The sequence below is a fragment of the Pseudomonas sp. SCPG-7 genome, assembly GCF_002156405.1.
GTDB classification, from domain to species: domain Bacteria; phylum Pseudomonadota; class Gammaproteobacteria; order Pseudomonadales; family Pseudomonadaceae; genus Aquipseudomonas; species Aquipseudomonas parakoreensis.
In genome coordinates, this window is sequence record NZ_MVOO01000007.1 from 144827 (window position 1) to 162721 (window position 17895).

A 17895-nucleotide genomic window follows, 5' to 3' on the forward strand; every position below is an offset into this window, starting at 1 on the left:
TTGCTCGGCCTTATTGCAGAACCGGCTTCTGCGCTCCGTTGATCGGGATGCGCTTGGCTTTCGCTTCTTCCGGGATCACCCGCAACAAGTCGATGCTCAGCAGACCGTTGCTCAGATCGGCGGCCTTGATCTCGATGTGATCGGCCAGGCGGAAGGACAGCTTGAAAGCCCGCTGGGCAATGCCTTGATGCAGGAAGGTCACGCCTTCGTTGGCATCACGCTTGCCGCCACTGATGGTCAGCACACCCTTCTCGACTTGCAGCTCCAGGTCTTCTTCCTGGAAACCGGCTGCCGCTACGACGATGCGGTATTGATCGTCACCGTGTTTTTCCACGTTGTAGGGTGGGTAGGTGCTGCCTGGCTCGTTGCGCAGCGCGGTTTCGAACAGGTCGTTGAAACGGTCGAAACCCACCGAGGAACGGAACAGTGGTGCCAGGGAAAATGCAGTACTCATGGTTCAAATCTCCTGAAAACAATCAGCAAGGTTTTTTGACTCCGCGACCCGAATTCGGCATCGCGTAACCCTTAGATAGGGACCGCCAAAATGATTTCAAGAGAGTATTTGCAGATTTTTTTCAGGCTGCGGCGGCGACCGGCAAACCCAGCAAACGCGAGACCTGGTCCGGTTCTGTCTCGCGACGCAGCACGGTAAACAGCTCGGTCGCCTCGGGATAATTGCGCGTCAGCATCGCCAGCCACTGCTTCAAGCGACCCGGCGATTGGCGTGCGGTCATCTGCGCTTTGGCTTGCAGCCAAAAGTCCTGAATCAGCGGCAGCAGCTCGGCCCAGCTCATCTCGACCACGTCTTCACCAGCGCGCGCAGCGGCGATCTGCCTGGCAAGATCCGGGCGCGATACCAGACCACGTCCGAGCATGATGTCTTCGACGCCGCTGATCTCGCGGCAGCGGCGCCAGTCCTCGACGCTCCAGATATCACCGTTGGCGAACACCGGCACCTTGACCACGTCCTGCACCCGCGGAATCCACTCCCAATGCGCCGGCGGCTTGTAGCCATCGACCTTGGTGCGGGCGTGAACCACGATGTGTTCGGCGCCGCCCTCGGCCAGCGCTGTCGCGCAGACCAGCGAGCCGTCAGGGCTGTCGAAACCGAGGCGCATCTTCGCGGTGACCGGGATGTGCGCCGGCACGGCACGACGCACGTGCTCGACGATGCTGTTCAGCAGCTCCGGCTCCTTGAGCAGCACCGCCCCGCCCCGGGATTTGTTGACGGTCTTGGCCGGGCAGCCGAAGTTCAGGTCGATCACTTGCGAGCCGAGTTCGCAGGCCAGCGCCGCGTTTTCCGCCAGGCACACCGGATCGGAACCCAACAATTGCACGCGCAGCGGCACGCCGGAACGGGTGCGGGCGCCGTTGAGCAGCTCCGGGCCGAACTTGTGGAAATAAGCCGGGGTGAGCAGCTGATCGTTGACCCGAATGAATTCGGTCACGCACCAGTCGATGCCGCCAACGCGGGTCAGCACGTCGCGCAGGATGTCGTCGACCAACCCCTCCATGGGCGCCAAGGCAATTTGCATGGGAAAAACACTACTCAGGAAGAAAAAACGTGCGGCAGTTTACTGGATTAAGCCAGTTAAACCCACGACCACCTGTAGGAGCTGCCGCAGGCTGCGATCTTTTGACTTTGATTTTTAAGGATCACAATCAAAAGATCGCAGCCTGCGGCAACTCCTACAGGGATTGGGTCAGGCTGGGGACTGGATCGCCGGGCCGTAACCCTCGATGAACTCCGCCGGCATGCGCTTGGGTTTGCCGCTGGACAGTTCAATGCAGACGAAGGTGGTCTGGGCGCGCAACAGGGTGGCGTTGTCGCTGGGGCGGATCAGCTGGAAGTGCCGGGTCATTTTCAGACGCTGATCCCAATCGACGATCCAGGTGGCCAGTTGCAGTTCGTCGCCTTCGTAGGCCGCCGCCAGGTAATCGATTTCGTGCCGCACCACGGCCATCGCCCGATCCAGGCGCCGGTACTCGACCAGATCCAGCCCCAGACGCTGCGAGTGGCGCCAGGCGCAGCGTTCGAGCCAGGTCACGTACACCGCGTTGTTGGCGTGGCCCAACCCGTCGATGTCCTCGGCGCCTACTTGAAGATCAATGGTGAACGGCGTTGCCCGATCCCAGCCCATGCCCCACTCCCGGTCAGATGATTCAACCGGGGCAGTGTAACGGATGTCAGGCCGATTGCCGCGCCTGAAGGCTGCGCCCCGCCAACAGTGATAACACGCCATCAACCACCCGGGGGTCGGCCAGCACGCGCTGGTGACCGCCGCTTTCCAGGCGCAGCAGGCGACTGTCGAACCAGGACTCGTGGATCAATTGCGATTCTTTGACCGAGACGAAATTGTCGTCCTCGGCATGCACGATCAGGCCCGGCATATCCAGTTGATAGTGCGCGACATCAAGGGTGGCGGCGCGCATGCCGACGTCCTGCTCGACCTGGCGGATGAACGCCGATCGGGCCCGCGGTGGCATGCCGACATAGCGGGCAAAACCGCGCAGTACGCCGAGGATCCGTGCGGGGGCTGCGATGCTCACAAGGGTTTCGGTGCGCAGGCCCAGTTGCACCGCGAGCATGGCACTGGCGCCGCCCATGGAGTGGCCGATGACGGCTTGAAGAGGAGGCAATTCGGCGGCCGCTTCGAGCATGGCGCGGGCGAACAGTACAACGTTGGCTTCACGCCCCGGCGAACGACCATGGGCCGGGCCATCGAGGGCAACGACCGTGTAACCGGCCTCGACCAGCGCCGTGATCAATGCCGCAAACTGGGTGGGCCGCCCTTCCCAGCCGTGCATGAGCAGCACCGCAGGTCCCTGCCCCCAACGCAGCGCCGACAGGCCGAAGCGCAGCGTGATGCGTTCGGCACTCGCCAGCAGCGGCAGCTCCCAATCGCGCAGCGGCAACGTGCGCGGCGTCATGAACGCGGCGCGCATTTTCTTCGCTACCTGCTTTGGTGCAATCCAGCCCAAGGTGCCATTAACGCCACGAACGCACTTCAACGTGTTCATCGCTCTCTCCTCAGGCGTATTGCCTTCAGGTCAACGCACCGCCGACTTGGCAGCGCGCAGCAATCGATCGGATAAATCGCCCGGGCCCAACGCTCGCGCCAGCGCCAGACCACCCACCATCAAGGCCACATCGGCCAATGCCTTGTCGGTGTCCTCGGGGCTGGACGCCAACTGCGCAATCATCAGTTCCAGGTGTTCGTTCAGTGCGATGCGGAAGGATTCCGGCAGACGCCCCAGTTCACCAATCGAAGCCGGTATCGGGCACGCAGCGTCGCTGGAATCCCGATGCTTGCGCGACAGATAGAACGCAGCAACCAGGGCGCGACGCTCTTCGCCGGTCAGCTCGGCGTCCATGTCGGCAATCAGGTCGCGTCGACGGCTGAGCAGTTGCTTGAACGCTTCGAGCATCATCGCGTCCTTGCTTTCGAAGTGCGCGTAGAAACCACCAACAGTCAGGCCGGCGGCGCCCATCACTTCGCCTACGCTGGGATCCGCCGGACCCCGTTGCATCAGCGCAGCGCTGGCAGCCTTGAGGATGCGTTCGCGGGTTTGAGCTTTTTTATCGTTCATCGTTGCCTCCGAATATTACGACTAGAATATTATTCGCATAATAATATTCTGCAAGTCGAGGATATGACCGCTGGTCTGAAGCACAGTGTAAGGAAAATGGAGAATTGGCCAAACGCCAGACAAACAAAAGGGCCATTCAATAATTGAATGACCCTTATAAATCCCGCAGAGCGGGTAATCGTGGCGTCCCCTAGGGGACTCGAACCCCTGTTACCGCCGTGAAAGGGCGGTGTCCTAGGCCACTAGACGAAGGGGACACAAACCCTTCTATACAGCTGATCAGTGCTGAGATCTGATCTGATTCAAGGCCGGTGTGGCCAGACCTTGAACTGTAAAATTGGTGGAGCTAAGCGGGATCGAACCGCTGACCTCCTGCATGCCATGCAGGCGCTCTCCCAGCTGAGCTATAGCCCCGGATTTTTCGCCTCGCGGCGGAGCGACATCTTGCAACATCACTTCTGTAAAACTGGCGTCCCCTAGGGGACTCGAACCCCTGTTACCGCCGTGAAAGGGCGGTGTCCTAGGCCACTAGACGAAGGGGACGCAAACCCTTCCATACAACTGATCAACGCTGAGTGTTGATCGCTTCGAAGCCGGTGTGGCCAAGCTTCGAAGTGTAAATTGGTGGAGCTAGACGGGATCGAACCGTCGACCTCTTGCATGCCATGCAAGCGCTCTCCCAGCTGAGCTATAGCCCCTCATCGTTGATGTCATCGCTGAGGACGGGGCGAATCTTAAGGGCGTATCGAAAGCCTGTCAAACTTATTTTTGAAAAATTTCAAAGTTTTTTGTCGGCATAACAATCACTTACCGCCCTCCCCCCGAAAATCCGGGAGGTTTACGCACACCGCCGACCTTTAGGAGCTGGCGCAGACTGCGGTCTTTTGCCGTTGGTCTTTAGAAGCAAGAGCAAAAGATCGCAGCCTTCGGCAGCTCCTACACAAGCCGCAAGCGCTTAGGCGATAGCGCCCAGCAGCTTTTCCCACTCTTTGTTTTCTTTCTTCGACACGCCACCCAGCAGGTCAATCGCCTGGCGCAGACGGAAACGGGTCAGGTCCGGGCCGAGGATTTCCATCGCATCGAGCACCGATACCGAACTCGCCTGCCCGGTAATCGCGGCAAACATCAGCGGCATCGCGTCACGCAGCTTCAGCTCAAGGAATTCGACCACCGCCTGAATCGTTGCGGTGATGCTGTCCTTCTCCCACTGACGCAGGCTTTCCAGCTTCCACAGGATCAATTGCATCAACTGACGCACCTGATCGCCCGAAAGCTTCTTCGACTCGAACAGCTTGGCATCCGGATTGACACCACCGGCAAAGAAGAACCCGGCCAACGGTGCAACCTGGCTGAAGGTTTCCACGCGGCCCTGGACGTGCGGCGCGATCTTCATCATGTATTCGGAGTTGAACGCCCACTTCTGCACGCGCGCGGCGAATTCCTCCACCGGCAGGTCACGCAGCCACTGGCCGTTGAGCCACGACAGCTTCTCGATGTCGAAGATCGGCCCGCCGAGGGACACACGCTTGAGGTCGAAGTTGTCGACCATTTCCTGCAGCGAGAACTTCTCGCGCTCGTCCGGCATCGACCAGCCCATGCGACCGAGGTAGTTGAGCATCGCTTCGGGCATGAAGCCCATGCGCTCGTAGAACGTCACCGAGGTCGGGTTCTTGCGCTTGGACAGCTTGCTCTTGTCCGGGTTACGCAGCAGCGGCATGTAGCACAGCTCTGGTTGCTCCCAGCCGAAGTATTCGTACAGCAGAATCAGTTTCGGTGCCGATGGCAGCCATTCTTCGCCGCGCAGCACATGAGTGATGCCCATCAGGTGGTCGTCGACCACGTTGGCGAGAAAGTACGTCGGCAGGCCGTCGGTCTTCATCAGCACTTGCATGTCCATGCGATCCCACGGGATCTCGACATCGCCACGCAGCATGTCCGGCACTACGCAAACGCCTTCGGTCGGCACTTTCATGCGGATAACGTGCGGCTCGCCAGCGGCCAGACGCGCCGCGACTTCTTCCTTGGACAGCAGCAGCGCGCGGCCGTCGTAGCGCGGGGTTTCGCCGCGCGCCATTTGTTCGGAGCGCATCTGGTCCAGTTCTTCAGCGGTGCAGAAGCATGGGAACGCGTGGCCCATGTCCACCAGTTGCTGGCAATACTTCTGATAGATATCGCCACGCTCGCTCTGCCGATAAGGACCGTGCGGGCCGCCGACGTCCGGGCCTTCGCTCCAGTCGATGCCCAGCCAGCGCAGGGCGTCGAAGATCTGCTGCTCGGACTCGCGGGTCGAACGCAACTGGTCGGTGTCTTCGATGCGCAGGATGAACTCACCGCCATGCTGCTTGGCAAAGCAGTAGTTGAACAATGCGATGTAAGCGGTACCTACGTGGGGGTCCCCGGTAGGCGATGGCGCGATGCGAGTGCGGACGGTGGTCATGGCATGTCTCGAAAAGAATGAAAAGCAAAACAATCAAGCGGCGAATGGTAACAGGCGACACCCGCCCCGCTCCAGCGGGCAGGGCATTTAAGCCAAGTTTGCGGCTGGAACACCCATAGAGCGTGGCGAATGGCCGAATATCGGTCGACGGCATTTACCGTGTATCGGCTTCGTGCCAGATTCGTCCCCTGATAACTTTCCTTACAATTCCTCGACTACAGTTTGCCCATGCCTGCCCAACTCAAGCGTCGCCTGTTCGTTTTCCTGCTGCTGGTTCTGTTGATTGCCGGGGGCTTCTTCGCCCATTGGTTTTTCAAGGGACGCTTTTATGAAAGCACCGACAATGCCTATGTCCAGGGCGAGATCACCCGCGTCTCCAGCCAGTTGAGCGCGCGCATCGACGAAGTGCTGGTGCAGGACAACCAGCACGTGGAAAAAGGCCAGTTGCTGGTGCGCCTCGAACCCAATGATTTCCGCCTGGCGGTCGATCGCGCCAATGCCGCCCTCGCCACCCGCGAAGCCGAGCGTTTGCAGGCGCAGAGCAAACTGACTCAGCAATCGAGCCTGATCGCCGCCAGCGACGCGCAAGTGGCCGCCTCCCAGGCATCGCTGGGTCGCTCGCAGATAGATCTGTCTCGCGCTGAAGCCCTGCGCAAGCCTGGTTTTGTGTCCGAGGAACGGGTCACCACCCTCTCCGCCGACAACCATATCGCCCGCTCGCAAGTGGCCAAGGCTCAAGCCGATGCGCAGAGCCAGCGCCAGCAGGTCAACGCACTGACCGCCGAGATCAAACGCCTCGACGCGCAGATCGCCAACGCCCGCGCCGATCTGGCGCAAGCCGAACTCAACCTGACTCGCAGCGACATTCACGCGCCGATCAGCGGCATGGTCGGCCAGCGTGCCGCGCGCAACGGCCAAGTGGTGCAGGCCGGCGCGTACCTGCTGTCGATAGTCCCGGACGAAGACATCTGGGTGCAGGCCAACTTCAAGGAAACCCAGATCGGCCACATGGTCCCCGGCCAAAAAGCCGAACTGACTTTCGACGCCTACAGCGACACGCCGATCGAGGCGCGTGTCGACAGTCTGTTCGCCGCCTCGGGTGCGCAGTTCAGCCTGTTGCCGCCGGATAACGCCACCGGCAACTTCACCAAAGTCGTGCAGCGGATTCCGGTGAAATTGACGTTCAAGGCTGACAATCCGTTGCATGGCAAGATCCGTCCGGGCATGTCGGTCACCGCCACCGTGAACATCAAAGACGCCCCAGACAATGGCCGGTGATCAACTGATCCGCCCGGTCGGCGAACCGACCCGGCGGGACTGGATCGCGGTGATGAGCGTGATGCTTGGCGCCTTCATGGCAGTGCTCGACATTCAGATCACCAACTCTTCGCTCAAGGACATTCAGGGCGCGCTGTCAGCGACACTGGAAGAAGGCTCGTGGATTTCCACCTCCTATCTGGTGGCGGAAATCATCATGATTCCGCTGACCGCGTGGCTGGTGCAGTTGCTCTCGGCACGACGGCTGGCAGTGTGGGTGTCGCTGGGGTTTCTGGTGTCATCGTTGCTGTGCTCGATGGCCTGGAGCCTCGAAAGCATGATCGTCTTTCGCGCCATGCAGGGCTTCACCGGCGGTGCACTGATCCCGCTGGCATTCACCCTGACCCTGATCAAACTCCCCGAACACCATCGCGCCAAAGGCATGGCGATGTTCGCCATGACCGCGACCTTCGCCCCATCCATCGGACCGACCCTCGGCGGCTGGCTCACGGAAAACTGGGGCTGGGAATACATCTTCTACATCAACATCCCGCCGGGGCTGATCATGATCGCCGGGCTGATGTACGGACTGGAGAAGAAAGAAGCGCACTGGGAGCTGCTGAAAAGCACCGACTACATCGGGATTCTCACGCTGGGTGTCGGCCTCGGCTGCCTGCAAGTCTTTCTCGAAGAAGGCCACCGCAAGGACTGGCTCGAATCGAACCTGATCGTGACCCTCGGCAGCATCGCCCTCCTCAGCCTGATCACCTTCGTCATCGTGCAGATCTCCAAACCCAACCCGCTGATCAACCTTGGCATCCTGCGCAATCGCAACTTCGGCCTGTCGAGCATTTCCAGCCTGGGCATGGGTGTCGGCTTGTATGGCTCGATTTATCTGCTGCCGCTGTACCTGGCGCAGATCCAGAACTACAACGCCCTGCAAATCGGCGAAGTGATCATGTGGATGGGCGTGCCACAGCTGTTCCTGATTCCGCTGGTGCCGAAGCTGATGAAGTTCGTTTCACCGAAGTGGCTGTGCACCCTGGGCTTCGGGCTGTTCGGGCTGGCGAGTTTTTCTTCGGGGGTGCTCAACCCGGATTTCGCCGGGCCGCAGTTCAATCAGATCCAGATCATCCGGGCGCTGGGCCAGCCGCTGATCATGGTGACCATTTCGCTGATCGCTACCGCATACATCCTGCCGCAGGACGCGGGATCGGCGTCGAGCCTGTTCAACATCCTGCGCAACCTCGGCGGCGCAATCGGCATTGCCCTGCTCGCCACGCTGCTGGATGCGCGCACCAAGACTTACTTCGATTATTTGCGTGAGGCGGTGGTGCCGACCAATCCGCAAGTGGCCGAGCGGCTGGCGTCGATGACCGACCGTTTTGGCAGTGACACGGCGGCGTTGGGCAAGTTGAGCGAGATCGTGCATCAGCAGGCGCTGATCATGGCCTACAACGACGCGTTTCACTTTGTCGGGATTGCGCTGGGGGTCAGCATGTTGGCGATTTTGTTGACCAGGAAATTGCCGCAGGGATTGAAGGCTGGGGAGGCTCACTGATTTTTGTGGTGACTGGACCGGCCCTTTCGCGAGCAAGCTCGCTCCCACAGGGGTTTTGTGAACGACACAATTCCAATGTGGGAGCGAGCTTGCTCGCGAAGAGGCCCGATCAGGCGATGAAGTTCAAACCGCCAAAAGCCGCTCACGCAGTTTGGCAATCTCATCGCGCATCTGCGCCGCTGCCTCAAATTCCAGATCCCGCGCCAACTGGTACATCTTCTCTTCCAGCGCGCGAATGCGTTTGGTGATTTCGCTCGGCGAGCGCAGTTCGGCTTCGTACTTGGCGTTTTCTTCGGCAGCCTTGGCCATACCCTTGCGCTTCTTGCTGCGCGAGCCGGGCACGGTGGCGCCTTCCATGATGTCGGCGACGTCTTTGAACACCCCTTTGGGCGTGATGCCGTTGGCGAGGTTGAAGGCAATCTGCTTGTCGCGACGACGCTCGGTCTCGCCAATCGCTCGCTCCATCGAACCGGTGATGCGGTCGGCGTAGAGAATCGCCCGGCCATTGAGGTTGCGCGCGGCCCGGCCGATGGTCTGAATCAGTGAGCGCTCGGAACGCAGGAAGCCTTCCTTGTCGGCGTCAAGAATCGCTACCAGCGACACTTCCGGCATGTCCAGACCTTCACGCAGCAGGTTGATCCCCACCAGCACATCGAAGGTGCCCAAGCGCAGATCGCGGATGATCTCGACCCGCTCGACGGTGTCGATGTCCGAGTGCAGATAGCGCACGCGCACGCCGTGGTCGGCGAGGTAATCGGTGAGGTCTTCGGCCATGCGCTTGGTCAGCGTGGTGACCAGCACTCGCTCTTCAAGCGCCACACGCTTGGTGATTTCCGAGAGCAAGTCGTCAACCTGGGTCAGCGCCGGGCGCACCTCGACTTGCGGGTCGACCAGACCGGTTGGACGCACCACTTGCTCGACCACGCGACCGGCATGCTCGGCCTCGTAGTTGCCCGGCGTCGCCGAGACAAAAATCGTCTGCGGGCTGACCCCTTCCCACTCGTCAAAACGCATCGGCCGGTTGTCCAGTGCCGACGGCAAGCGGAAGCCATATTCCACCAGCGTTTCTTTACGCGAACGGTCGCCCTTATACATCGCGCCGACTTGCGGCACGCTGACGTGGGATTCGTCGATCACCAGCAAGGCGTCGGCCGGCAGGTAGTCATAGAGCGTTGGCGGCGCGGCGCCGGCAGGACGCCCGGACAGGTAGCGCGAGTAGTTTTCGATACCGTTGCAGTAACCCAGTTCGAGGATCATTTCCAGGTCGAATCGGGTGCGCTGCTCCAGGCGCTGGGCTTCCACCAGTTTGTTGCTGCTGCGCAGGTATTCGAGACGTTCCTGCAGCTCGACCTTGATTCCCTCGATGGCGTCGAGCAGGGTTTCGCGCGGTGTCACGTAGTGACTCTTCGGATAGAAGGTGAAGCGCGGCATCTTGCGGATGACTTCGCCGGTCAGCGGGTCGAACGCGGAAATGCTCTCGACCTCGTCATCGAACAGCTCGATGCGGATCGCTTCCAGATCGGATTCGGCCGGGTAAATGTCGATCACGTCGCCGCGTACACGGAACGTCGCGCGGGCAAAATCCATGTCGTTGCGGGTGTATTGCAGGTCGGCCAGACGCCGCAGCAAAGCGCGCTGATCGAGTTTGTCGCCGCGATCGACGTGCAGCACCATCTTCAAATAAGTTTCCGGGCTACCGAGACCGTAGATGCACGAGACCGTGGTGACGATGATCGCGTCCTTGCGCTCGAGCAACGCCTTGGTTGCGGACAGACGCATCTGCTCGATGTGGTCGTTGATCGACGCGTCCTTCTCGATGAAGGTGTCGGACGACGGCACATAGGCTTCGGGCTGGTAGTAGTCGTAGTAGGAAACGAAGTATTCGACGGCGTTGTTCGGGAAGAACGCCTTGAACTCGCCATACAGTTGCGCAGCGAGGGTCTTGTTCGGCGCCAGCACCAGCGTCGGGCGCTGTACCTGCGAGATGACATTGGCGATGCTGAAGGTCTTGCCCGAGCCGGTCACACCGAGCAGCGTCTGGTGCGCCAGCCCGGCTTCGATGCCTTCGACCAATTGGCGGATAGCTTCTGGCTGATCGCCGGCGGGCTCGAAGCGGGTGACTAGCTGGAATTCGGACATACACACCTCTGGGATCGCGGCTCGCGCAGAAAACAGCCGAGCTGCGGGGATGACCGCAAACGACCGTTGTCGCCCAAGGAAAAACGAAGATTGTGCTCAATGTGGAGCCGATTGCCTCGCCTTTCAAGGCAAACGTCCTACATCCGGCAAAGTCTCTGACAGAGTCAATCGACTAACGGTCAAGAAATAATCGGAAAAACTTGCTGGAAAAGCTGAATCGCCTGTCGCCATTGCTCATTAATGGCCTCTATACTAGCTCCCCGTTTGTGCACCGCTCTAGTGCATTCGGCTGGAGCGCGACACGTCCCTCCACTCTCCATTCAGAGCCGCCGTAATAATGAGCCTGTTCTCCGCTGTCGAAATGGCACCCCGCGATCCAATCCTGGGCCTCAACGAAGCATTCAACGCCGATACCCGGACCACCAAGGTCAACCTGGGTGTAGGTGTTTACTGCAACGAAGAGGGGCGAATTCCCCTGCTGCGCGCGGTGATAGAAGCCGAAACCATTCGCGCTGCTCAGCACGCCTCCCGTGGCTACCTGCCGATCGACGGCATCGCCGCCTACGACCAGGCCGTGCAAAAGCTGCTGTTCGGTAACGACTCGCCGCTGATCGCTGCCGGTCGCATCGTCACCACTCAGGCTGTCGGCGGTACCGGCGCGCTGAAAATCGGTGCCGACTTCCTCAAGCAACTGCTGCCGAACGCCGTCGTGGCGATCAGCGACCCGAGCTGGGAAAACCACCGTGCGCTGTTCGAAACCGCTGGCTTCCCGGTGCAGAACTACCGTTACTACGACGCCGCCACCCACGACGTGAACCGTGCCGGCATGCTCGACGACCTCAATGCCCTGCCGAACGGCTCGATCGTTGTGCTGCACGCCTGCTGCCACAACCCGACCGGCGTCGACCTGACCCCGGCCGACTGGAAGAATGTGCTGGACGTGGTCAAGGCCAAAGGTCACGTGCCGTTCCTCGACATGGCTTACCAGGGTTTCGGCGACGGCATCGACGAAGACGCCGCAGCCGTGCGTCTGTTCGCTGAATCGGGCCTGACTTTCTTCGTTTCGAGCTCGTTCTCCAAATCGTTCTCGCTGTACGGCGAGCGCGTTGGCGCCCTGTCTATCGTCAGCGAATCGAAAGAAGAAAGCGCGCGCGTGCTGTCGCAGGTCAAGCGCGTGATCCGCACCAACTACTCCAACCCGCCGACTCACGGTGCCAGCGTTGTCGCCGCCGTGTTGAACAGCCCGGAACTGCGCGCCCAGTGGGAAGCCGAACTGGCAGAAATGCGCCTGCGCATTCGCGGCATGCGCGAGCAGATGGTCGCCCTGCTGGCCGAGAAAGCCCCGCAGCGTGACTTCAGCTTCGTCGGCCGTCAGCGCGGCATGTTCTCCTACTCCGGCCTGACCACCGAACAGGTGCATCGCCTGCGTAACGAGTTCGGCATCTACGCCCTGGACACCGGCCGCATCTGCGTCGCGGCACTGAACCAGAGCAACATCAAAGCGGTAACGGATGCGATCGTTCAGGTCATCTGATTCGCCTGGCAATGAAAAACGGGAAGCCTTGGGGCTTCCCGTTTTTTATTTGTCCGAAGGAATGCAACATTCCCTCTAAACTGCATACAAATCTGAACTGTGGGAGCGAGCCTGCTCGCGAAATCGGTGTATCAGCCAAAGATCATGGCGACTGATCCGACGCTTTCGCGAGCAGGCTCGCTCCCACAGGTTTCGTATATATCCAGGAATAACCCACATGAAAAACGACAACCTGCGCGCTGACCGAGACGACCTGGATGACTTCATCCCCCGCGCCCCGGCCAAACGCGACAAAAGCCTGGTGCTGCAAGTGGCAGCCGGGGTTTTCCTCGGCGGCCTGGCCCTGTGGCTGGTGCAACTGGCGGCCACGGCGTTGTACGCAAAGCTGCTGATGGGCACCCTTACATTCGGCGGCTGACAGCCGTTCGGCAAAAAAAGAATCGGCAAAGCTTGACTAGTCTTTTTAAATCAGTAACATACGCACCAATTCCGCAATAGCTCAGTTGGTAGAGCAAATGACTGTTAATCATTGGGTCCCTGGTTCGAGTCCAGGTTGTGGAGCCAAATAGCAAAGCCCCTGAATCGAAAGATTCAGGGGCTTTTTTGTGGGCGCTCGAAAAGTCAAAAGATCGCAGCCTTCGGCAGCTCCTACATGTGGAATGCGTTCCCCTGTAAGAGCTGCCGAAGGCTGCGATTTTTTGATCTTCAAACGAAAAGGCCGAACTACAGTTCGGCCTTTTTCACTCAATCAGCGATCAAACGTGTTCGCTGCTCTTCATCTGGGTCTTCGGCGCCCCATGCCCATGATCGTGGTCATCAGGCTCGACTACCGGCACTTCTTTGCCATCGCAATCGTGCAGCTTGCCGTCGCTGAAGTAGTCACCCTCACGCAACGCCGCCAGGTCGCGATAACGCAGAGTGCGCTCTTCCGCAGCCGCAAACACCGACTGCTGATCCGAGTTGCCGGCAGTGAAGTGGTTGAAGGCCAGGTTCAGCACAATCGCCATGATCGCCGATGAACTGATGCCCGAGTGGAAAATGGTCGCGAACCAGCTCGGGAAATGATCGTAGAAGTTCGGCGCGGCAATCGGGATCATGCCGAAGCCGATCGAGGTCGCGACGATGATCAGGTTGACGTTGTTGCGGTAATCGACCTTCGACAGCGTACGGATGCCGCTCGCCGCCACCGTACCGAACAGCACGATACCGGCACCGCCCAGCACTGAGGTCGGCACTGCGGCAATCACCCGCCCCATGAACGGCAGCAGGCCGAGGATCACCAGGAAGATACCGCCGGTGGCCACCACATAACGACTCTTGATCCCGGTCACCGCCACCAGCCCGACGTTCTGCGCGAAGGCGCTTTGGGTGAACGATCCGAAGATTGGCGCAAACATGCTCGACAGCATGTCGGCGCGCAAACCGTTGCCCAGGCGTTTGGAGTCGACCTTGGTGCCGATGATCTCACCGACCGCCAGAATGTCCGCCGAGGTTTCCACCAGGGTCACCATGACCACGATGCACATCGACAGGATCGCGGCGAAGTGGAAAGTCGGCATGCCGAAGTGGAACGGTGTCGGGAAGCCGAACATCGGCCCTTGAGCGACACCGGAAAAATCCGCCATGCCGAGGAACACCGCCAGCACCGTGCCGATCACCATGGCCAACAGGATCGACAGACGCGAGATGGTCGAACTGCCGACCTTGCTCAGCAACAACACCAGCACCAGCGTGACCGCCGCCAGCCCGATGTTCTGCATGCTGCCGAAGTCCGGCGCATGGCTGTTGCCACCCATGGCCCAGCGCGCCGCCACCGGCATCAGCGTCAGACCAATGGTAGTGATCACGATACCGGTGACCAGCGGGGGGAAAAACTTGGTGATTCGCGAGAACACCGGGGTGATCAGCAAGCCGATCAACGACGCGGCAATCACCGCGCCCAGCACCGACTGGAAGCCGCCCTCCCCGCCACTGCTGACGATCGCGACCATGGTCGCCACACCGGAGAACGACACGCCCTGCACCAACGGCAACTGACAGCCAAAAAACGGTAGACCCAGGGTTTGCAGCAGTGTCGCCAGCCCCCCCGCAAACAATGAAGCAGCAATCAACAAACCAATGTCCGCCGGCGACAGCCCGGCCGCCTGGCCAATGATCAGTGGCACCGCAACGATACCGCCGTACATGGTCAGAACATGTTGCAGGCCGTAAGCCATATTCGCGCCGACCCCGAGATTTTCGTCCTCGGGCCGTTGGTGTGAAACATGGGGCGTTTTCATGTGGGGGGTTCCCTGGTTTTTGTTATGCGCACACTGTATTCAATACTCTGGACAAATGTCCATAGAGTTGTATACAACTTATCGGTCACATAATGGATAGGTAGCCACCCAAGCTTCTATCCCGCCACCTCTAGCTCCCACAAATCCGGCAACACATCCCCTCCTGCCCCCGGTTTTTATCGCACTAGGCTGAAGTGTTCATGGCGACCAGCGGTGCATTGGCGCCCTTTTTTATACATATAAAGTATGCATAATGAAGTCATTCGAAATTCAGTACGACAAAAGCAAGAACGCAGCCAACAAACTCAAGCACAGGGGTGTCAGCCTTGCCGATACCGAGCCGGTCTTTCACGACGAACGCGCGCTGACGATCGAGGACAACGACCATGACGAACAGCGCTGGATCACCCTCGGCCTGGATGGCAAAGGGCGTTTGCTGGTGGTTGCGTACAGTTATCGCGAAGCCAACGTCGCACGAATCATTTCTGCACGTGTCGCCACACCGAGCGAGCGTTGCGCTTACTTTCTGGAGGCTTGAACGATGAAAGACGAATACGACTTCTCGCAGGGCAAACGCGGTGCCTTGGCGCCCGCCAAGGGCAAGACCCGCATCACCATCATGCTCGATGACGCCGTCATCGAAGCCGCCCGCAACGTGGCGGAAAACGAAGGTTTCGGTTATCAGACGGTGATCAACAACACCCTGCGCCATGCCCTGCTGGAGCCTGGCAGCAAAACGCAGGAGGCCGAGCCGCCCCACTCCGGGCAATTCAAGAAAGGCATCACCGCCGCCGACCTCAAGAGCCTGGAAAAAAAGCTCTCGGCGGCGGTCGGTGAAATCCGCCGGGTACTGGAACCGGAGGCAAAGCCCTGAGATCAGTCCGGTACGAGCATCCGCGCCAGCGACTGGCGCACAGGCGGCTGGTCAGGCAGGTGCAGGCCGAACTCCTGCTCCAGCACCTCGATCAACTCATCGACATCCGCCACCTCGCGCCGCTCGCTGTCGGCGCCCATGTGATGAATCGCGAAGCTGCCGTTGTTCAGAGTCCGCCGCCAGCCATCGCCAGTGCGCGCAACCATCAGCCGTTTGGCGAATGGGGACTCGGGATGGGTCGAGACGTACCAGTTGCCGAGGGTGTAATCGATGTCTTCCTGGCGTTGCAGATCAAACAGGTACATCGCACGCCACTCGCCTGCAACATTGGCGCGCAGCATGTAGCCATCGGCCTGTTTCTCGATGCGATAGGACTCGTGCGGCGTCGGCTGTTCAGCCTCGGTATCGAGCAACAGCGGCGCAGTCGGCACCATGCCGCCAAAGCCGACATCGGTGATGTAGCGTTCGCCATCGATGATCACCAGGCTCAAGCGATGGGTGCGCGCCGTCCACGTGCCCTCGGGTTGCGCCAGTACCACGCGCCCGGAGATACCACGGGCCTCGAAGCCCAATTCCTGCAGCAACGCCAGAAACAGATTGTTCAATTCGTAGCAGTAACCACCCCGACCTCCGTGGAGAACTTTCTGTTCGACCGACGCCAGATCGATCAGCACCGGTGCGCCCGTGATCGTCGACAGGTTCTCGAACGGGAAGACCCCGGTATGGCGTAACTGCAACTGCCGCAGGGTTTCCAGGGTCGGCGCCGGTGGGGCATCAAACCCCAGGCGTTGCAGGTACAACGTCGGATTAGCCAGTCGTGGCTCGCTCATTGCTCAGTCCTTTTGCATGTGGCCGCGGCTCGCTGTGCCGCTGGCCGACAGGTATACGGGATTGGGCCCCGACTCCGACAATTGATTTCGCCAATCAGCGCTACCGCCGCTTGCGCGAACCGATGCGAATCCATGTCGGTGCATGGTCGCTGGCGTGCGGTTCGTTGCGCACCCAGGCATCGACCCCGGCCTCGTGCAGGTAAGGGCTGAGTGCCGGGTTGAGCAGCAGATGATCAATGCGCAGACCGGAGTTGGTTTGCCAATGCTGGCGGAAGTAATCCCAGAACGTGTAGAGGCGATCCTCGGGATACAGATGACGCAGCGAATCAGTCCAGCCCTGATCGAGCAGCCGTTGATAACACTCGCGGCTTTCGGGCTGCAGCAGCGCATCCTTGAGCCAGGAACGGGTGTTATAGATGTCCATATCGGTGGGCACCACGTTGTAATCGCCGGCCAGCACCACCGGATGATCGCTGCTTTGCAGATCCTTGGCGTAGCGGATCAGGCGTTCGAACCAGGCCAGTTTGTAATCGAACTTCGGCCCCGGCTGCGGATTGCCGTTGGGCAAGTACAGGCAGCCGACCAGCACGCCGTGCACCGCCGCCTCCAGATAACGACTGTGCTTGTCGTCGGGATCGCCCGGCAGACCACGACGGCTTTCCAACGGCTGCGCATCGCGAGCGAGGATCGCCACGCCGTTCCATGACGCCTGACCGTGCCAGATCGCGCCGTAACCCGCCGCTTCGAGTTCGGCAGCCGGAAATGCACTGTCCACCGACTTGAGCTCCTGCAGGCAGGCGATGTCCGGTTGCTCGCGCTTGAGCCATTGCAGCAGGTTCGGTAACCGCGCGCGCAAACCGTTGACGTTGAAGGTGGCGATCCGCAGGTTTTTCATCGTCCAGGCTCCGGCGAACAAGGTGGGAAAATTGTGACCCTGTGGCGGCGCCGGTGGTTGCATCGGATCAACCGGCCGCGACTGATGATCGATACTGCAGCTCGATAACCGCTCGTCAGCCAATCGGCACCAACGGGTAAACGTGTCAGACCAACGTCAGGTAACCGCCCCTTTCTGGAGACGTACCATGACTACACGTACACTCACTTCTTTGTTGCTCGCCGGCCTGCTGGCTACGACTTCGGCTGCCAGCTTCGCGGCGAACGACAGTTCCGGTACATCGAGCACCAACCCCGACGTCAACAAAAGCACGCCCAAACCGCCGGACAACACCCCAGGCGCACCGGCCGGCAGTAACGGCGCGGGTAGCCCCGGATCTGGCAATGGCACCGGCACCAACGGCGGCGCCATGGGTTCTGGTTCGGGGGCTGGCGGCGGCACCGGTGCGGCGGGCGGCGGGACCGGCGGTGCGGGCGGTGGCTCGGGCAGCTGAACGAA

At 60.3% G+C, this 17895-nt stretch carries 17 protein-coding genes and 5 tRNA genes; 8 read left to right on the plus strand and 14 right to left on the minus strand.

Going from position 1 to position 17895, the window contains the following annotated elements:
• Positions 1–10 precede the first annotated feature (10 nt).
• From B1722_RS15265 to gltX, 10 genes are all read right to left on the minus strand, one after another.
• Positions 11–454 carry an Hsp20 family protein gene (locus B1722_RS15265; protein WP_007969230.1) on the minus strand — a complete coding sequence of 148 codons (444 nt, stop codon included), beginning with the start codon at positions 452–454 and terminating at the stop codon, positions 11–13.
• Positions 455–575: 121 nt separating this feature from the next.
• Positions 576–1535: a tRNA-dihydrouridine synthase gene (locus B1722_RS15270; protein WP_041066025.1), complete on the minus strand. Its 960-nt coding sequence runs from the start codon at positions 1533–1535 to the stop codon at positions 576–578.
• Positions 1536–1703: 168 nt separating this feature from the next.
• On the minus strand, positions 1704–2141 hold the full coding sequence (locus tag B1722_RS15275; RefSeq protein ID WP_041066021.1) for a thioesterase family protein: 438 nt from the start codon (positions 2139–2141) through the stop codon (positions 1704–1706).
• 46 nt (positions 2142–2187) lie between these two features.
• Positions 2188–3021 carry an alpha/beta fold hydrolase gene (locus tag B1722_RS15280; protein ID WP_086793225.1) on the minus strand — a complete coding sequence of 278 codons (834 nt, stop codon included), beginning with the start codon at positions 3019–3021 and terminating at the stop codon, positions 2188–2190.
• A 30-nt stretch (positions 3022–3051) separates the two neighbouring features.
• On the minus strand, positions 3052–3591 hold the full coding sequence (locus tag B1722_RS15285; protein ID WP_041066015.1) for a TetR/AcrR family transcriptional regulator: 540 nt from the start codon (positions 3589–3591) through the stop codon (positions 3052–3054).
• A gap of 181 nt (positions 3592–3772) precedes the next feature.
• A tRNA-Glu gene (locus tag B1722_RS15290) sits at positions 3773–3848 on the minus strand.
• An 81-nt stretch (positions 3849–3929) separates the two neighbouring features.
• A tRNA-Ala gene (locus B1722_RS15295) sits at positions 3930–4005 on the minus strand.
• Positions 4006–4058: 53 nt separating this feature from the next.
• A tRNA-Glu gene (locus tag B1722_RS15300) sits at positions 4059–4134 on the minus strand.
• 79 nt (positions 4135–4213) lie between these two features.
• Positions 4214–4289, minus strand: a tRNA-Ala gene (locus tag B1722_RS15305).
• Positions 4290–4546: 257 nt separating this feature from the next.
• Positions 4547–6028, minus strand: a complete 1482-nt coding sequence (gene gltX / locus B1722_RS15310; RefSeq protein ID WP_086793227.1) for a glutamate--tRNA ligase — start codon at positions 6026–6028, stop codon at positions 4547–4549.
• Between the two features lie 228 nt (positions 6029–6256).
• Here gltX and B1722_RS15315 point away from each other — a divergent pair, with 228 nt between their 5' ends.
• Both B1722_RS15315 and B1722_RS15320 read left to right on the plus strand, forming a co-directional pair.
• Positions 6257–7306 (plus strand): HlyD family secretion protein, encoded by a 1050-nt coding sequence (locus B1722_RS15315; protein ID WP_041066008.1) that lies wholly within the window; start codon positions 6257–6259, stop codon positions 7304–7306.
• 49 nt (positions 7307–7355) lie between these two features.
• The gene (locus B1722_RS15320; protein ID WP_174376744.1) at positions 7356–8846 is read left to right on the plus strand and encodes an MDR family MFS transporter; all 1491 of its coding nucleotides are present in this window, start codon (positions 7356–7358) and stop codon (positions 8844–8846) included.
• Between the two features lie 123 nt (positions 8847–8969).
• Here B1722_RS15320 and uvrB read toward each other — a convergent pair whose 3' ends face one another.
• Positions 8970–10985, minus strand: coding sequence for an excinuclease ABC subunit UvrB (uvrB, locus tag B1722_RS15325; protein ID WP_041066000.1), 2016 nt, complete (start codon positions 10983–10985; stop codon positions 8970–8972).
• A 337-nt stretch (positions 10986–11322) separates the two neighbouring features.
• On the opposite strand from uvrB, the gene B1722_RS15330 reads away from it, so the two are divergent.
• The 3 genes from B1722_RS15330 to B1722_RS15340 all read left to right on the plus strand — a co-directional run bounded on the left by B1722_RS15330 (position 11323) and on the right by B1722_RS15340 (position 13083).
• Positions 11323–12519, plus strand: coding sequence for an amino acid aminotransferase (locus B1722_RS15330; RefSeq protein ID WP_025111170.1), 1197 nt, complete (start codon positions 11323–11325; stop codon positions 12517–12519).
• Between the two features lie 217 nt (positions 12520–12736).
• Complete coding sequence (locus B1722_RS15335) at positions 12737–12937, plus strand: hypothetical protein (protein ID WP_041065993.1); 201 nt, start codon at positions 12737–12739, stop codon at positions 12935–12937.
• Between the two features lie 70 nt (positions 12938–13007).
• Positions 13008–13083: transfer RNA gene (locus B1722_RS15340), tRNA-Asn, on the plus strand.
• Positions 13084–13274: 191 nt separating this feature from the next.
• Here the strand turns inward: B1722_RS15340 and B1722_RS15345 are convergent.
• A complete protein-coding gene (locus B1722_RS15345; RefSeq protein WP_041065990.1) occupies positions 13275–14798 on the minus strand; it encodes a nucleobase:cation symporter-2 family protein in 1524 nt (507 codons plus the stop codon).
• Positions 14799–15051: 253 nt separating this feature from the next.
• On the opposite strand from B1722_RS15345, the gene B1722_RS15350 reads away from it, so the two are divergent.
• Together B1722_RS15350 and B1722_RS15355 are read left to right on the plus strand one after the other, a co-directional pair.
• Complete coding sequence (locus B1722_RS15350) at positions 15052–15336, plus strand: BrnT family toxin (protein WP_041065987.1); 285 nt, start codon at positions 15052–15054, stop codon at positions 15334–15336.
• Positions 15337–15339: 3 nt separating this feature from the next.
• Positions 15340–15672: a BrnA antitoxin family protein gene (locus B1722_RS15355; RefSeq protein ID WP_041065984.1), complete on the plus strand. Its 333-nt coding sequence runs from the start codon at positions 15340–15342 to the stop codon at positions 15670–15672.
• 2 nt (positions 15673–15674) lie between these two features.
• Here B1722_RS15355 and B1722_RS15360 read toward each other — a convergent pair whose 3' ends face one another.
• A complete protein-coding gene (locus B1722_RS15360) occupies positions 15675–16502 on the minus strand; it encodes an arylamine N-acetyltransferase (RefSeq protein ID WP_086793228.1) in 828 nt (275 codons plus the stop codon).
• A 100-nt stretch (positions 16503–16602) separates the two neighbouring features.
• Positions 16603–17397: an exodeoxyribonuclease III gene (locus B1722_RS15365; protein WP_041065979.1), complete on the minus strand. Its 795-nt coding sequence runs from the start codon at positions 17395–17397 to the stop codon at positions 16603–16605.
• Between the two features lie 187 nt (positions 17398–17584).
• Between B1722_RS15365 and B1722_RS15370 the strand changes: the two genes are divergently transcribed.
• Positions 17585–17890 (plus strand): hypothetical protein, encoded by a 306-nt coding sequence (locus B1722_RS15370; RefSeq protein ID WP_086793229.1) that lies wholly within the window; start codon positions 17585–17587, stop codon positions 17888–17890.
• Positions 17891–17895: the final 5 nt, after the last annotated feature.

Coding starts and splice junctions, on each gene's coding strand:
- B1722_RS15335 (WP_041065993.1), top strand. CDS start 12,737: ATGAAAAACGACAACCTGCGCGCTGACCGAGACGACCTGGATGACTTC.
- B1722_RS15315 (WP_041066008.1), top strand. CDS start 6,257: ATGCCTGCCCAACTCAAGCGTCGCCTGTTCGTTTTCCTGCTGCTGGTT.
- B1722_RS15280 (WP_086793225.1), bottom strand. CDS start 3,021: ATGAACACGTTGAAGTGCGTTCGTGGCGTTAATGGCACCTTGGGCTGG.
- B1722_RS15370 (WP_086793229.1), top strand. CDS start 17,585: ATGACTACACGTACACTCACTTCTTTGTTGCTCGCCGGCCTGCTGGCT.
- B1722_RS15275 (WP_041066021.1), bottom strand. CDS start 2,141: ATGGGCTGGGATCGGGCAACGCCGTTCACCATTGATCTTCAAGTAGGC.
- B1722_RS15285 (WP_041066015.1), bottom strand. CDS start 3,591: ATGAACGATAAAAAAGCTCAAACCCGCGAACGCATCCTCAAGGCTGCC.
- uvrB (WP_041066000.1), bottom strand. CDS start 10,985: ATGTCCGAATTCCAGCTAGTCACCCGCTTCGAGCCCGCCGGCGATCAG.
- B1722_RS15365 (WP_041065979.1), bottom strand. CDS start 17,397: ATGAAAAACCTGCGGATCGCCACCTTCAACGTCAACGGTTTGCGCGCG.
- B1722_RS15330 (WP_025111170.1), top strand. CDS start 11,323: ATGAGCCTGTTCTCCGCTGTCGAAATGGCACCCCGCGATCCAATCCTG.
- B1722_RS15270 (WP_041066025.1), bottom strand. CDS start 1,535: ATGCAAATTGCCTTGGCGCCCATGGAGGGGTTGGTCGACGACATCCTG.
- B1722_RS15360 (WP_086793228.1), bottom strand. CDS start 16,502: ATGAGCGAGCCACGACTGGCTAATCCGACGTTGTACCTGCAACGCCTG.
- B1722_RS15350 (WP_041065987.1), top strand. CDS start 15,052: ATGAAGTCATTCGAAATTCAGTACGACAAAAGCAAGAACGCAGCCAAC.
- B1722_RS15345 (WP_041065990.1), bottom strand. CDS start 14,798: ATGAAAACGCCCCATGTTTCACACCAACGGCCCGAGGACGAAAATCTC.
- B1722_RS15265 (WP_007969230.1), bottom strand. CDS start 454: ATGAGTACTGCATTTTCCCTGGCACCACTGTTCCGTTCCTCGGTGGGT.
- B1722_RS15355 (WP_041065984.1), top strand. CDS start 15,340: ATGAAAGACGAATACGACTTCTCGCAGGGCAAACGCGGTGCCTTGGCG.
- gltX (WP_086793227.1), bottom strand. CDS start 6,028: ATGACCACCGTCCGCACTCGCATCGCGCCATCGCCTACCGGGGACCCC.